Origin of the sequence: Aquincola tertiaricarbonis (assembly GCF_000969605.1) — a bacterium.
Taxonomy (GTDB): Bacteria; Pseudomonadota; Gammaproteobacteria; order Burkholderiales; family Burkholderiaceae_C; genus Aquincola; species Aquincola tertiaricarbonis.
This window is the reverse complement of the sequence record NZ_JZUE01000013.1, coordinates 35,790-50,784: the sequence shown is the minus strand read 5'-3', so window position 1 is coordinate 50,784 and position 14,995 is coordinate 35,790. Positions and strand designations below refer to the sequence as shown.

At 67.3% G+C, this 14,995-nt stretch carries 14 protein-coding genes; 4 read left to right on the top strand and 10 right to left on the bottom strand.

Annotation, left to right across the window (positions count from 1 at the left end; all coding sequences use genetic code 11):
• Window positions 1-17: 17 nt before the first annotated feature.
• A complete protein-coding gene (gene cyaY, locus VO99_RS17070) occupies window positions 18-362 on the bottom strand; it encodes an iron donor protein CyaY (protein WP_046114107.1) in 345 nt (114 codons plus the stop codon).
• Between cyaY and lptM the strand changes: the two genes are divergently transcribed.
• Together lptM and lysA are read left to right on the top strand one after the other, a co-directional pair.
• A complete protein-coding gene (gene lptM, locus VO99_RS31985; RefSeq protein WP_375136402.1) occupies window positions 253-540 on the top strand; it encodes an LPS translocon maturation chaperone LptM in 288 nt (95 codons plus the stop codon). The genes cyaY and lptM overlap by 110 nt on opposite strands.
• A complete protein-coding gene (lysA, locus tag VO99_RS17065) occupies window positions 537-1,883 on the top strand; it encodes a diaminopimelate decarboxylase (RefSeq protein WP_083440679.1) in 1,347 nt (448 codons plus the stop codon). The genes lptM and lysA overlap by 4 nt, the downstream gene beginning before the upstream one ends.
• A 90-nt stretch (window positions 1,884-1,973) precedes the next feature.
• On the opposite strand, the gene VO99_RS17060 is transcribed toward lysA, so the two are convergent.
• From VO99_RS17060 to VO99_RS17025, 8 genes are all read right to left on the bottom strand, one after another.
• Entirely contained in the window at window positions 1,974-2,963 is a 990-nt protein-coding gene (locus tag VO99_RS17060; protein WP_046114106.1) for an ABC transporter ATP-binding protein, read from the bottom strand.
• Window positions 2,960-3,946: an ABC transporter ATP-binding protein gene (locus tag VO99_RS17055; RefSeq protein ID WP_046114105.1), complete on the bottom strand. Its 987-nt coding sequence runs from the start codon at window positions 3,944-3,946 to the stop codon at window positions 2,960-2,962. The genes VO99_RS17060 and VO99_RS17055 overlap by 4 nt, the downstream gene beginning before the upstream one ends.
• A gap of 13 nt (window positions 3,947-3,959) precedes the next feature.
• Window positions 3,960-4,892 carry an ABC transporter permease gene (locus VO99_RS17050; protein ID WP_046114104.1) on the bottom strand — a complete coding sequence of 311 codons (933 nt, stop codon included), beginning with the start codon at window positions 4,890-4,892 and terminating at the stop codon, window positions 3,960-3,962.
• A complete protein-coding gene (locus VO99_RS17045) occupies window positions 4,889-6,460 on the bottom strand; it encodes an ABC transporter substrate-binding protein (RefSeq protein ID WP_046114103.1) in 1,572 nt (523 codons plus the stop codon). Before VO99_RS17045 ends, VO99_RS17050 begins: the two co-directional genes overlap by 4 nt.
• A gap of 33 nt (window positions 6,461-6,493) precedes the next feature.
• Window positions 6,494-7,477 carry an ABC transporter permease gene (locus VO99_RS17040; RefSeq protein ID WP_046114102.1) on the bottom strand — a complete coding sequence of 328 codons (984 nt, stop codon included), beginning with the start codon at window positions 7,475-7,477 and terminating at the stop codon, window positions 6,494-6,496.
• Between the two features lie 136 nt (window positions 7,478-7,613).
• Entirely contained in the window at window positions 7,614-9,230 is a 1,617-nt protein-coding gene (locus VO99_RS17035) for an ABC transporter substrate-binding protein (RefSeq protein WP_083440678.1), read from the bottom strand.
• Between the two features lie 109 nt (window positions 9,231-9,339).
• Complete coding sequence (locus VO99_RS17030) at window positions 9,340-10,599, bottom strand: porin (protein ID WP_046114101.1); 1,260 nt, start codon at window positions 10,597-10,599, stop codon at window positions 9,340-9,342.
• Window positions 10,600-10,810: 211 nt separating this feature from the next.
• Window positions 10,811-11,842: a porin gene (locus tag VO99_RS17025; protein ID WP_046114100.1), complete on the bottom strand. Its 1,032-nt coding sequence runs from the start codon at window positions 11,840-11,842 to the stop codon at window positions 10,811-10,813.
• Window positions 11,843-12,079: 237 nt separating this feature from the next.
• On the opposite strand from VO99_RS17025, the gene coq7 reads away from it, so the two are divergent.
• Entirely contained in the window at window positions 12,080-12,709 is a 630-nt protein-coding gene (gene coq7, locus VO99_RS17020) for a 2-polyprenyl-3-methyl-6-methoxy-1,4-benzoquinone monooxygenase (RefSeq protein ID WP_046114232.1), read from the top strand.
• A 23-nt stretch (window positions 12,710-12,732) separates the two neighbouring features.
• Here the strand turns inward: coq7 and VO99_RS17015 are convergent, their stop codons facing one another.
• Window positions 12,733-13,155, bottom strand: a complete 423-nt coding sequence (locus VO99_RS17015) for an OsmC family protein (RefSeq protein WP_046114099.1) — start codon at window positions 13,153-13,155, stop codon at window positions 12,733-12,735.
• A 276-nt stretch (window positions 13,156-13,431) separates the two neighbouring features.
• On the opposite strand from VO99_RS17015, the gene ilvA reads away from it, so the two are divergent.
• Window positions 13,432-14,991 (top strand): threonine ammonia-lyase, biosynthetic, encoded by a 1,560-nt coding sequence (ilvA, locus tag VO99_RS17010; RefSeq protein WP_046114098.1) that lies wholly within the window; start codon window positions 13,432-13,434, stop codon window positions 14,989-14,991.
• The last annotated feature ends 4 nt before the right edge of the window (window positions 14,992-14,995 follow it).

Genomic DNA, 14,995 nt, shown 5'->3' with positions numbered 1-14,995 from the left:
GCGGCCGGCGGCTGCGATCAGGCGGGCCGGAACTGCAGCGGCTTGCCGCCCTGCTCGCTGGCGCGCGACGAGAGCAGCGCGAACAACTCGTGGCCCTCGCGGTCCCGCCAGGCGCCGTCAACGTACTTGAAGTGGTAGCCGCCAGCGCGCGCGGCCACCCACAGCTCCTGCAGCGGCGGCTGCGTGTTCACCACGATCTTGCTGCCGTTGGGGAAGGCCAGCTCCAGCAGCCCGCCGGTGCGGCTGGCGTCGATGTCGATGACGTCGTCCTGCAGCCAGGCGTCCACGGTGCTTTCGATGGTGGCCAGCACCGCGCCGGCGAGGCGGTGGTATTCCAGATCGCTGAGGTCGGTGTGTGACATGGTGCTGGCTAGAATCTTTGACATGAATGCAACAACTGATTCGAGTGTAGCGGCGCGCCTTCGGCCCGTGATAACGGCCCTGCTGTGCGCGATGGGGCTGGGCCTGGCCGGCTGCGGCCAGAAGGGGCCGCTGGAGCTGCCGCCCGCACCGCGCGCGGCCTCCGGGGTGGCGCGATGAGCGCCACCGGCCGGCCACCCGAAGGCGGCGCTCGTCCGTCGTGGAGGGATTCCGCGCAGCGGGAGGGTGCATCGGCGAACCTGCCTGGCAGCCCCTGGATCGCCTACACCGAAGGTGAGCTGGTGGTGGAGGACGTGCCCGTCAACCGCCTGGCGGACGAATACGGCACGCCGCTGTACGTGTACTCGCGCAATGCCATGCGCACGGCCGCCGCGGCTTACCAGGATGCGCTGGCCGGCCGGCCGCACCTGGTGTGTTACGCCATGAAGGCCAACTCCAGCCTGGCCGTGCTGCAGACCTTCGCCGAGGCCGGCTGCGGCTTCGACATCGTCTCGGGCGGCGAACTGGCCCGCGTGATCGCCGCGGGTGGCGACCCGGCCAAGGTGGTGTTCTCCGGCGTCGGCAAGACCCGCGCCGAGATGCGCCAGGCGCTGCAGGCCGGCGTGCGCTGCTTCAACGTCGAAAGCGAATCGGAGCTGGACACGCTGTCGTCGGTGGCGGTGGCCATGGGCGTGCGCGCGCCGGTGAGCCTGCGCGTCAACCCCGACGTGGATGCGAAGACGCATCCCTACATCTCCACCGGCCTCAAGGGCAACAAGTTCGGCATCGCGCACACCCAGGCGCTGTCGGCCTACCGGCATGCGGCCTCGCTGCCGGGGCTGCGCGTGGTGGGCATCGATTGCCACATCGGCTCCCAGATCACCGAGCTGTCGCCCTACCTGGATGCGCTGGACCGGCTGCTCGACCTGGTAGAAGCGGTCGAGCTGGCCGGCATGCCGATCCGCCACATCGACGTCGGCGGCGGGCTGGGCATCACCTACACCGACGAGGAGCCGCCCGAAGCGGGCGCGCTGATCGCCGAGCTGCTCAAGCGGCTGGACGCGCGGGGCCACGGCCACCGCGAGCTGCTGTTCGAGCCGGGCCGCTCGCTGGTGGGCAATGCCGGCGTGCTGGTGACGGAAGTGCTGGTGCTCAAGCCCGGCGCCAAGAGCTTCTGCATCGTGGATGCGGCGATGAACGACCTGGTGCGCCCCGCGATGTACGAGGCCTACATGGGCATCGTGCCCTGCAAGCCGCGCCACGAGCCCACGCGCCCGTGGGACGTGGTGGGCCCGGTGTGCGAATCGGGCGACTGGCTGGGCCGCGAGCGCGAACTGGCCGTCAAGCCCGGCGACCGCCTGGCCGTGCTGTCCTGCGGCGCCTATGCGATGACGATGGCCAGCAACTACAACACCCGCCCGCGCGGCGCCGAAGTGATGGTGGACGGCAGCACCGTCTCGCTCATCCGCGAGCGCGAGCAGGTGCCGCAGCTGTTCGCGGGCGAGCGGCTGATCAGGCGCTAGGCAAGCAAACGAACCGCCGGGCCGCCCCAAGGTTCGTTTGATCCCCCTCGGGGGGCGGTGGGCCGTTCAGGCCCGCCTTGGGGGCTGTCATCAAATCCTGCCCTCTTCCACCGCATGGCACGCCACGCGGATGCCCTGGAAGTGGATCAACGCCGGCCGCTCGCTCTTGCAGCGCGCATTGGCATGCGGGCAGCGCGGATGGAAAGCGCAGCCGGTCGGCGGGTTCAGCGGGTTGGGCACCTCGCCCTGCACCGGCGTCCGCGACCGGCCCGTCATGTGGATGTCGGGAATCGCGTCCAGCAGCATGCGGGTGTATGGATGCCGCGGCTGGCCGAACAGCTGGGCCTTGTCCGCCAGCTCCACCAGCCGGCCCAGGTACATCACGCCCACCTGGTCGGCCACGTGCCGCACCACCGCCAGGTTGTGCGAGATGAACAGGTAGGTCAGGCCCCGCTCGCGCTGCAGGTCCTTCATGATGTTGAGCACCTGCGCCTGCACCGACACGTCCAGTGCCGAGGTGGGCTCGTCGCACACCAGGAACTCGGGCTGCGTGGCCAGCGCGCGTGCAATGGAGATGCGCTGCCGCTGACCGCCGGAAAACTGGTGCGCGAACTTCTCGGTGTCGGCCGCGCTCAGGCCCACCTGCTGCAGCAGCTCACCGACACGCTGGCGCAAGGTGTCCTTCTTGGTCACCAGGTCGTGCTCGCGCAGCGGTTCGCCCACGATGTCGATGATCTTCCAGCGCGGGTTCAGGCTGGCATATGGATCCTGGAAGATCATCTGCATGCGGCGGCGCAGCGCCCGTGCGCCTGATGAGGCAAACACGGTTCGGGTGTCCTGCCCGTCGAACTGCACCGAGCCGCGCGTGGGCCCGTACAGCCCCACCAGCAGCCGCGCCACGGTGCTCTTGCCGCAGCCGGATTCACCCACCAGCGCCAGCGTCTTGCCGCGCTCGATCGAGAAGCTGACGCCATCGACCGCATGCACGAACTGCCGCGGCTTGCGCTCCACCACCCGGTTGAGCCAGGGCGCGGACACATCGAAGACCTTGGCCAGGTCGTTCACTTCCACCAAGCTCATGCCGCGGCCCTCCGCTCGGCACCGTCCACCAGCCAGCAGGCGGCTTGCGTGGCGCCGGCATCCATCAGGCCGGGCCGCTCCTGGCGGCAGCGGTCGAAAACCTTGGGGCAGCGCGGATTGAAGGCGCAGCCCTTGGGGATGGACGTCAGCCGCGGCATCGAGCCGTCGATCTGCAGCAGCCGTTCACGCTCTTCGTCCATCGCGGGAATCGAGCCCATCAGGCCGTAGGTGTAGGGGTGGGAGGGACTGTGGATCACGTTGTGCACGGGGCCGATCTCGGCCACGCGGCCGGCATACATCACCGCCACGCGGTCGCAGGTTTCGGCAATCACGCCCATGTCGTGCGTCACCAGCATCACCGCCGCGCCGCGCTCCTTGCAGATGCGCTTTAGCAGCGAAATGATCTGCGCCTGGATGGACACGTCCAGCGCCGTGGTCGGTTCGTCGGCCACGATCAGCTTGGGCTCGGCCGCCAGCGCCAGCGCGATCACCACCCGCTGGCGCATGCCGCCGGAGAACTGGTGCGGGAACTGGTCGATGCGGGCCTCCGCCGCCGGGATGCCGGTGTCGCGCAGCAGCTGGATGGCCCGTTCGCGCGCCTGCGACTCGTTCAGCGGCAGGTGGGTGCGGATGGTCTCGATGAGCTGCCGGCCGATGGTGTACAGCGGGTTCAGCGAGGTCAGCGGGTCCTGGAAGATGGCGCCGATCTGCCGGCCGCGGATGGCGCGCATCTGCTCGTAGGGCAGGTTGTCGATGCGCTTGCCGTCCAGCAGGATCTCGCCGCCGGCGATGCGGCCCGGCGGCTCCAGCAGGCCGATGATGGCCGCGCCGGTCAGCGACTTGCCGGCGCCGGATTCACCGACCACGCCCAGGATCTCGCCAGGGCGGATCTCGAACGAGATGTCGTCCAGCGCCAGCAGGTTGCCGCGCCGTGTAGGGAACTCCACCCGCAGGTGGCGTACTTCAAGCAAGGGTGCCGTCATGGATGAAAAACATTCAGCGCAGGCGCGGGTTCAGCGCGTCGCGCAACCAGTCGCCCAGCAGGTTCACCGACAGCGCGATCAGCACCAGCATCGCGCCGGGGAAGATGGTGATCCACCATTCACCGGAGAAGAGGAAGTCGTTGCCCACGCGGATCAGCGTGCCCAGCGAAGGCTGCGTCGGCGGCACGCCCACGCCCAGGAACGAGAGCGTGGATTCGGTCAGGATGGCCAGTGCCACCTGGATGGTGGCCAGCACCAGCACCGGCCCCATCACGTTGGGCAGCACATGCTTCCACATGATGCGGCTGGAGCTGACGCCGATGACCCGCGCCGCCTGCACGTATTCCTTGCTGCGCTCCACCATGGTGGAGCCGCGCACCGTGCGCGCATACGGCACCCAGCCCGGAATGGCGATGGCGAGGATCAGCACCGCGAAGGCCAGCGTGTCATGCGCGTTCGGGAACATCGCCCGGCCCACGCCGTCGATCAGCAGCGCGATCAGGATGGACGGGAAGGACAGCATCACGTCGCACACCCGCATGATGAAGGCGTCGATCTTGCCGCCCACGAAGCCCGACAGCAGCCCCAGGCCCACGCCCAGCACCACCGACAGCAGCACGGAGGCGATGCCCACCAGCAGCGAGATGCGCGCGCCATACATCAGCGCGGACAGGATGTCGCGGCCCTGGTCGTCGGTGCCGAACAGGTACTTGCTGCTGCCGCCTTCCTGCCAGGCCGGCGGCAGCCGGGCGTCCGACAGCTCCAGCGACGCCAGGTCGAACGGGTTGTACGGCGCCACCACGTAGGCGAACAACGCGCAGAACAGGCACACCGCGGCGATGAAGGCCGCCGCGATGGCCATCGGCGAGCTGCGGAAGCTGAACCAGACATCGCTGTCCAGCGCGCGTTGCCACCAGGCGGGGGCGGCTGCAGGGGCTGTGCTCATTTGGCTTTGACCGTGACCCACTTGAAGAACATCCGGTTGTCGGGCAGCTGCACCAGGCTCACGTTGCTGCGCATGGCCCAGGCCAGCGCCTGCTGGTGCAGCGGGATGTGGCCCACGTCGTCCGCGTGGATCTTGAAGGCCTCGCGGATGTAGGCATTGCGCTTGGTGTCGTCGATTTCCGCGGCCACCTTGGCGGCCAGCTCGTCGAACTTCGGGTTGCTGTAGCTGCCCAGGTTGAACTGGCCCTGGCCCTTGTCGGTGGGCGTGGCCATCAGCGCCGACATCGCGTCGTGCGAGTCGGTGGTGCTCGGCGTCCAGCCCAGCAGGTAGAAGCTGGTGTCGCGGCGCAGGATCTTCGGGAAGTAGGTGTTCTTGGTCTCGGTCTGCAGGTTCACCTTCACGCCGATGCGCGCCAGGCTGGCGGCCACGGCCTGGCAGATCGGGCCGTCGTTCACGTAGCGGTCGTTCGGGCAGTTCATGCCCACCTCGAAGCCGTTGGGATAGCCGGCCTCGGCCATCAGCTTCTTGGCGGCTTCCACGTCGTAGGGCAGGCGCTTGTTCATGTCGGCCTGGAAGCCGCGGATGCCCGGGCCCACCATCAGCGCAGTGGGCGACGAGGCATTGCGCATCACGCGCGACTTGATGGCGTCGATGTCGATGGCCTGGTAGAAGGCCTTGCGCACCCGTACGTCCTTGAACGGGTTCTTGCCCTTGACGTTGGAGAACAGCAGCTCGTCTCGCTTCTGGTCCATGCCCAGGAAGATGGTGCGCAGCTCGGGGCCCTGCAGCACGGTGAAGCCGCCGGCCTTCAGGCGATCCACGTCCTGCAGCGGCACCGGCTCCATCACGTCCACCTCGCCCGACAGCATCGCGGCCACGCGAGTGGCGTCGTTGCCGATGGGGGTGAACACCACCTCGTCGACGTTGCCTTCGAACTTCTCGAAGTAGTTGTTGTTGCGCACGATCACCGTGCGGGTGGAGGGCTGGCGCTCCTTCAGGCGGTACGGGCCGGTGCCGTTGGCCTTGAAGCTGGCGTAGTTCTCGACGCCCTTGCGGCGGTCCACCGGGCGCTCGGCCTTGTTCTCCTCGCACCACTTCTTGCTCATGATGAACAGGCTGGTCAGCGTGTCCGGCAGGATGGGCAGCGGCGCGGTGGTCTCGATGTCGACCGCGAAGTCGTTGACCTTGCGCACTTCCTTGATGGGGTTGGTGTAGCCCTTCATGTCGGAGCCTTCGGAGGCGCCGCGCTTGAAGGAGAACACCACGTCGTCGGCCGTGAACGGCGTGCCGTCATGGAAGGTGACGCCCTTGCGCAGCTCGAAGCGCCACACGGTGGGCGAGGTCTGGGTCCACTTGGTGGCCAGCCCGGGCTTGAGCGACATGTCCTTGCCGCGGCTGACCAGCGGGTCGTAGATGTTCTGCGTGAAGCTCAGCTGCAGGGTTTCGTTCAGCGAGTGCGGGTCCATCGACTGCACGTCGCCGACGTCGGCCACGCGCAGGGTGACGGCGTGGGCCAGGCCGCAGGCCAGGGCCAGGGCGGCGGCGATCAGGGTGGGCTTGAACTGCATGGTGATGACTTCCTGGGGGAAAACGGAAAACGCTCAATGGCCAGCGGTGCTGCCGTCGATGCGCAGGCGCGGGTCGACTGCAAAGTACAGCAGGTCGACCAGCAGGTTGATGAGCACGAAGATCAGGGCCACCAGGCACAGGTAGGCCGCCATCACGGGGATGTCGGCGAACTGCACCGCCTGGATGAACAGCAGGCCCATGCCGGGCCACTGGAACACCGTCTCGGTGATGATGGCGAAGGCGATCAGGCCGCCCAGCTGCAGGCCGGTGATGGTGATCACTGGCACCAGCGTGTTCTTCAGCGCATGGCCGAAGTACACCGCGCGGGTGTGCAGGCCGCGGGCGCGGGCGAACTTGATGTAGTCGGCGCGCAGCACCTCCAGCATCTCGGAGCGCACCAGCCGCATGATCAGCGTGAGCTGGTAGATGGACAGCGTGATGGCCGGCAGCACCAGGTGCTTGAGGCCGTCCACGGTGAGGAAGCCGGTGGTCCAGCCACCCAGCGACACCACCTCGCCACGGCCGAAACTGGGCAGCACCTTGAGCGTGACCGCGAACACCAGGATCAGCAGGATGCCGATCAGGAAGGTGGGCAGCGACACGCCCAGCAGCGAGAACGTCATCAGCGCCTGGCTGAGGAAGTTGCCGCGCCGCAGCGCCGCATACACCCCCATCGGCACGCCGATGACCAGCGCGATGACGGCCGCGGCCAGCGCCAGTTCCAGCGTGGCCGGGAAGCGCTCGGCGATCAGCGACGAGACCTTGCGGCCCTGGCGCAGGCTGAGGCCGAACTCGCCCTGCACCGCATTGCCGACGAAGGCGGCGAACTGCACCGGGAAGGGTTTGTCCAGGCCGAGGTCGGCGCGCAGTTGCTGGCGCTGCTCGGGCGTGGCGTCCTGGCCGAGCAGGTTGGTGACCGGGTCTCCCACGTACTGGAAGAGCATGAACGCGATGAAGGCCACCGTCAGCATGACGACGATGGCCTGCAGCAGGCGGCGGAAGATGAAAACAAGCATGTGCAGCGTGTTGCATGGGCCCTGCGAGGGGCCGGCAATCCTTCAGGTGCGGTACGGTGGGCGCCGGGCAGGCGGGCCGGCGGCAGGTTCCTTCGGCTGCATCCTGGAACCGCCGCGGCGCTGGGGTGGAGGGCGGTCAGTCGATGCGCACGGTGCGCATGTCGATCCGGTTGTCCGCCCGATGGACCATGTTCACATTCTTCTTCATCGCCCAGGGAATCACCTGGTTGTGCAGCGGAATGTGCGACACGTCGTCGTGCGACAGCTGCAGCGCCTGCTCGATCAGCAGGTTGCGGTTCTTCTGGTCCACTTCCTTCTTGATGCGCTCGATCAGCGCGTCCATCTGCGGGTTGCTGTAGCGGCCGACGTTGTAGTTGCCGTCGCCCTGCGCACCCACGCTGCGCACCAGCGACTGCAGGGAGTACAGCGCGTCGAAGGTGGGCACGCCCCAGCCCAGCATGTAGATGCTGGCCTCATACCGCTGGATCATCGGGAAGTAGGTCACCAGCGGCAGCGTGCGCAGCTTGGCCTTCACGCCCACGCGCGCCCACATGGCGGTGATCGCCTGGCAGATTTCCTCGTCGTTGATGTAGCGGTTGTTGGGGCAGGCGAAGTCCACCTCGAAGCCGTCGGCATAACCGGCCTCGGCCAGCAGCTTGCGCGCCTCGTCCGGGCTGTAGGGCCAGCGTGCGTCCACCTTCTTGGTCCAGCCGTTGACCTGCGGCGCGATCAGCGTGCCGGTGACCTGGGCCAGGCCGCGCATGGTCACGCGCTGGATGGTGTTGATGTCGATGGCCTGGTACAGCGCCTTGCGCACCCGCACGTCCTTCAGCGGGTTCTTGCCCTTGATGTTGGAGCCGGCGAGTTCGTCGCGGAACTGGTCCATGCCGAGGAACATGGTGCGGTTCTCGGCGCCGTCCAGCACCTTGAGCGATCCGGCGCTGCGCAGCCGCGGCAGGTCGGCGGGAGAAGGGTCGAGCACCATGTCCACCTCGCCCGACAGCAGCGCGGCCACGCGCGTGGCCTCGGCCTTGATGGGGGTGTAGACGATCTCGGTCAGGTTGCTCTCGGACTTGCCCCACCAGTTGGGGTTCTTCACCAGCACCAGCTTCACGTCCGGGTCCCAGCTCTTGAGCATGAAGGGGCCGGTGCCGTTGGCGTTGCGGTGGGCGAAGTTCTCTTCCTTGGTCTTGATGTCCTTGGGCTGCAGCGACTTGTTCTTCTCGGCCCAGTCGCGGTCCATCATGCGCAGCTCGGTCAGCTGCCGCAGCAGCACCGGGTTGGGCCCGCGGGTGAGGATGTCGACGGTGAAGTCGTCCACCTTCACCACCTTGTCGATGCCCTGGGTGAACACGCCGTAGTTCGACGTCTTTTCCATCGCGCGGGTGAGCGAGAACACCACGTCGTCGGCGGTGAAGGCCGCACCGTCGTGGAACTTCACGCCGGTGCGCAGCTTGATGCGGACCTGCGTGGGGCTGACCTGCTGCCAGCCCGTGGCCAGCATCGGTTCCAGGTCGAACTTGGCGTTGTAATAAAAGAGTGATTCGTAAACCGACGCGTGCACGCCGTTGGCCAGCGCATTGTTCTGGGAGTGAATATCCCAGGTAGGGATATCACTGGCACTGGCCCATTTCAAAGTCTTGGCCTGAACAGGCAGCGCTGCAAATACAGCCGCGAGCACCACCGGCGCCAGCGCCGATGTCTTGAATTGCACCACCTTGGGCACTCCTGGAAAGTAAAGAGCCCGGATCATCCGCAAAATGCGTGCCGCCCGCCAAGGCGGGTAAGTCCGAATGCCTGAAACGAAGATACCGGCACGGGGCCGGTATCGCTTGGATTCGGCGGACAGGCCGCCGAGAAGATCAGAAGGTGTGACGGATGCCGATGCCGATGGTGTTGGACTTGCCGCCAGAGTTCACGCCGACGCCGTTCCACACCGGCACCTCACGCAGGCCGGTGGCCACCAGGAAGGGCTCGGGGCCACCGTTCAGGCGGGCGCCCGGGCCCACCAGGATGGAATTGCCCTCGTCGTCCTTCAGCCAGCCCAGGCGGGTGTACAGCATGGTGCGCTTGCTCAGCATGTAGTCGGCACCCAGCACGAAGGCGGTGTCCTTGCCTTCGGTGAAGTTCTTGAACTGCTGCACGCCGTACATCGCGCCCACCTGCCAGTTGCCCATCAGGTAGCGGGCACCGACGGCGAACGAACGGATGTCCATGCCGTCGCGCAGGGCGGCGATGGGCGTCGACTTCACGTCGTAGGAACCCTCGCCGTAGGCGGCGGCCACCGCCCAGCCGGTCGTGGAGATGTAGCGGCCCGACACCACGTAGCTGCGATAGTCGTCCAGCACCGCCAGCGGCGTGGCGCCGAGGAACAGCGGCACGTTGAAGCGGTTGGTGTGGTAGGCCGCCGAGACGCTGGCGCCCGGGCCGCCCGGCAGCGGGCTCTGCGCCCAGTTGACGAACGCACCCCAGGTGCGGCCGGCGCCCTCGGCACCTGCCGACTGGCCACCCAGGATCTGGGCGCCACCGTTGGTGACGCCGCGTGCGGCGCCGGTGACGCCGGAGCGGCTCACGCCGGCATTCGGCGATGCGGCCACGCTGGCGGTGAACTGGCCCACCCGTGCCCAGTAGCTCACCTGGTTGTCCTGCCGCACCTGCAGCTGGTTGATGGTGAGCAGGCCGGTGAACAGGTCGGTGCCGGCCAGCCGCTCGGTGGTGGAGAACGCCTTGGCGTAGAAGAACGGCGCATATTGGCGGCCCAGGCGGATCTCGCCGTAAGGCGTGGTGAGCGACACATAGGCCTGGCGGCCCCAGGCGCGGCCGTCGTTGCCCAGGGTGCCGGTGTCCGGCGTCGGCTGCATTTCCAGCACGAAGGCGGCCTTCAGGCCACCGCCCAGGTCCTCGGTGCCGCGGAAGCCCAGCGCGCTGATCGATGCCATGCTGGGCGCCAGGCGCTCCTGCCGCCCCACCCGGCTGGGCAGCACGGAGGACACACCGGTGGTGCGGTCGGTGGTATCCACCGCCATGTCCAGCGTGCCGTAGATTTCCACCGTGGACTGTGCATGCGCCGGAAAGGCCAGCATCGTCGCAGCGGCGGCGGCCGCAAGAATCGTTTGCTTCATTTATGGTCTCCGTGCAGCGAATGGATTCGCCTGTCTGTCACTCAGCGTGGGCCATTATTGCCAGCACGTGAATCAGGCGCGTCGGTCTGTTGCAGGCCTTGCACAGGAAAAAACCCCTATCAACCCTGTCACCTGCGTTACCCGGAAACGAAAAAGCCGCCCGAAGGCGGCTTTTTGACTGAGAACAAGCTGCCTGTCGGCAGCCGGTCCATCAGAACGAGTGACGAACACCCAGCTCGAAACCCTTCGAGTCGTCTTCGCCGCCACGCACCAGGGCCGTGTTGCGGCCGCCGACGCTGTAGGTCGCGTTGCCATCGTTCTTGATGATGGCCACGGTGGTGTACACGGCGGTCCGCTTGGACAGGTTGTGCACATAGCCCAGCGCGAACTGGTCGGCGTCGCTGCCGTCGATCGAGCCACGGCCCTGCACCTTGGTGTAGGAAGCGCGGATCAGGCCAGCGCCCACGGGCACCGAGCCCCCGAACGTGAAGTGACGCTCCTTGGCCGACAGGAACTTGTTTTCCGACACGATGCCGTTCAGCTTGAAGGCGCCGAAGTCGTACATGGCAGCGATGCCGCCGGTCTTGAAGTCTTCGTCGCCGGTCGATTCGGTCTGGCCGTAGAAGCCGCCGACGTTCAGGGGACCAGCCGAGTAGCCCAGACGGCCACCGATGTACTTCTTGCCGACGGTGCCTTCGCCAGCGGCGACGGACACTTGGCCGTAGAAGCCACCCAGCGTGCTGGGCAGGAAGTAGCTGACCATGTTGTCGGCACGCACCAGGGTGTCGACAGCCGGACGCGAAGCGGCGGGCAGCGAAGCCAGGTTGGTGTGCAGACGGCCGACGTCAGCGACGCCGTTGGTGCCGAACGGATCGAAGTCGGCGTAGCCCGTGAAGGTCGGGACCAGGTCGCGGCCCAGACGCACTTCACCGAAGCCGCCCATCAGGCTGATGGTCGAACGACGATGCCAGAAGCGGGTGGCGTTGCTGGTGCCGTCGTCGTTGTTGACGGCCGATTCCAGCCAGAAGCCGGCCTTCAGGCCACCGCCGAGGTCCTCGACGCCACGGAAGCCCAGGCGGCTCGAAGCCAGGCCGCTGTTGCCCAGTTCGGTCAGCTTGGTGCCGTTGTTGTCGGTCCAGCGGACGTTGGCGTCAACGATACCGAACAGCGTGACGGACGATTGCGCAGCGGCCATGCCCGAGAAGGCGCCAAGAACGGCCAGAGCGAACAGAGATTTTTTCATTGCATCGATCTCCTAAGTTGAACAAGAGGTCCCGCTCACGACTTCTGCCCGATCACGTGAATCAAGACTGCCGCGCAGGCCAACCTCCTTTGCGGAAGCTGGGCGGATTGCACCAGACCACCCGGTGCGATGCAAAGAATTGACCACGGAAAGCCGGCTTGTGTTGGCTGCGCGCAACGGCCGTCGACGGCGGGCGCGGCGGCTGCAACACCCGGTTTCGCTATGCTTGGCCCCATCATGATCCAAGCCGATGCCCTGCTGAACGCCGCCGACACCGCGCTGCGCACCCTGTCGGGCGGCGCCCGTGCCGCCCGCCCCGCGCCCGACGTGCCGGAGGCCGCGGGCCGCGAGCTCACGCCGGAAGAGCGCCGGTTGTCCGGCGCGCTGATGCGCGTCAACCACGTGGGCGAGGTCTGCGCGCAGGCGCTCTACCAGGCGCAGGCCCTCACCGCGCGAGACCCGGCGCTGCGCGAGGCGATGAATCGCGCGGCGCGTGAGGAGATCGACCACCTGGCCTGGACCAGCCAGCGCCTGCAGGAGCTGGGCGACCGGCCCAGCCTGCTCAATCCGCTCTGGTATGCGGGCGCGTTCGCGATCGGCCTGGTGGCCGGCCGCGCCAGCGACGCGGTAAGCCTGGGCTTTCTCTCCGAGACAGAACGCCAGGTCGAACAGCACCTGGACGGCCACCTCGACCGGCTGCCGGCGCACGACGAACGGTCGCGCGCCATCGTCGCGCAGATGAAGATCGACGAGGCCCGCCATGCCCAGCATGCCGAGGAAGCCGGCGCCCAGAGGCTGCCGCGCGCCGTCACCGGGCTGATGCGGGCGGCCAGCAAGGTGATGACCTTCACCGCGCACCGCATCTAGCAGCGGCGCGCCCTCGCGGCTGGTCAGGCCGCGACGATCTCGAAGCCGGTGGTGATCTCCGCCGTCTTGGCCAGCATGATGGTGGCCGAGCAGTACTTTTCGTGCGACAGCTCGATGGCGCGCGCCACCGCGGCTTCCGGCAGGTTGCGGCCGCTCACCTTGAAGTGCAGGTGGATGCGGGTGAACACCTTGGGGTCCGCCGGCGCGCGCTCGGCCTGCATCTTCACCTCGCAGCCGGTGACCTCGTGGCGGCCTCGCTTGAGGATCAGCACGACGTCATACGCGGTGCAGCCTCCGGCGCCGGCCAGCAGCGTTTCCATCGGCCGCGGCGCCAGGTTGCGGCCGCCGCCGTCGGGTGCGCCGTCCATCGTCAGCAGATGGCCGCTGCCCGTCTCGGCCACGAAGCCCATGCCCGTCGAGGGCATCCAGTTGATCGTGCATTCCATCGCTGTTTTGCACCTGGGCGGTGCATTAGTGCCTATGTGATGTTGATTTTGCAACGCGAACCGACGCCGCGCCGACCGGAACGGCAATTTTCCGTCGCCGCCATATTGCAGTGCAGCAAGTCCTTTGCTAGAGTGACTTCCATCGGTTCAGTGACTGCTGAACCCACCGGTTGTCTCCTCCACCTCCTCCATTGGTGGATTCGGCCCCGAGGCGCAAGCCTCGGGGCCTTTTTCTTTATCATGCGGCGCCGCATCATAAGAAAGACGACCGTCACCATGGCCGGCGCCCGCCCCCAGCGACCCTCTCGCGGCAGTACCTCCTCCCCCCACCCCGATTACCTGCGCAAGATCCTCACCGCGCGTGTGTACGACGTGGCGATCGAGTCGCCGCTGGATGCCGCGCGCAGCCTGTCCAAGCGGCTGGGCAACCAGGTCTTCCTCAAGCGCGAGGACCAGCAGCCGGTGTTCAGCTTCAAGCTGCGAGGCGCCTACAACAAGATGGCGCACCTGTCGGCCGAGCAGCTGGGCCGCGGCGTCATCTGCGCCTCGGCCGGCAACCATGCGCAAGGCGTGGCGCTGAGCGCCCGGAAGCTGGGTGCCAAGGCCGTGATCGTGATGCCGGTGACCACGCCCCGTGTAAAGGTGGACGCGGTCAAGGCGCTGGGCGGCGACGTGGTGCTGTTCGGCGACAGCTACTCCGACGCCGCCGAGCACGCCAAGCAGCTGCAGGCCGAACGCGGCCTCACGTTCGTCCATCCGTTCGACGATCCGGACGTGATCGCCGGCCAGGGCACGATCGCGATGGAGATCCTGCGCCAGCACGAAGGGCCGATCGACGCGGTGTTCGTCGCCATCGGCGGCGGCGGGCTGATCTCGGGCGTGGCCTCGTACATCAAGGCGGTGCGGCCGGAAATCCGCGTGATCGGCGTGCAGACCACCGACTCCGACGCCATGGTGCGCTCCGTCAAGGCCGGCAAGCGCGTGGCGCTGAACGACGTGGGCCTGTTCGCCGACGGCACCGCGGTCAAGCTGGTGGGCGAGGAAACCTTCCGCCTGGCGCGCGAGCTGGTGGACGACTTCATCGTGGTGGACACCGACGCCGTCTGCGCCGCGATCAAGGACGTGTTCCAGGACACCCGCAGCATCCTGGAGCCGTCCGGCGCGATGGGCGTGGCCGCCATCAAGCAGTACGTGGACACGCACAAGCCCAGGGGCAAGACCTTCGTGGCCATCACCTGCGGCGCCAACATGAACTTCGACCGCCTGCGCTTCGTCGCCGAACGCGCGGAAGTGGGCGAGGAGCGCGAGGCGGTGTTCGCCGTCACCATTCCCGAAGCGCGCGGCTCCTTCAAGCGCTTCTGCGAGCTGATCGGCCCGCGCAGCGTCACCGAGTTCAACTACCGCATCTCGGACGCCGAGACGGCGCACGTGTTCGTCGGCGTGTCCACCCAGAAGCGCGAAGAAGCCGCCACGCTGGCGCGCAGCTTCGAGCGCCAGGGCTTCAAGACGCTGGACCTCACCGACGACGAGCTGGCCAAGCAGCACGTGCGGCACATGGTGGGCGGCCGCACCGAGCTGGCCCGCGACGAGCACCTCTACCGCTTCGTGTTCCCCGAGCGGCCCGGGGCGCTGATGCGCTTCCTCGCGGCCATGCACCCGAACTGGAACATCAGCTTGTTCCACTACCGCAACCAGGGCGCCGATTACGGCCGCATCCTGGTGGGCCTGCAGGTGCCCAAGGCCGACCGCAAGGCGCTGCGCGAATTCATCGATGGGCTGGGCTACCCCTTCGTCGACGAAACCGACAACCCGGTGTACCGGATGTTCCTGCGGTAGGCGT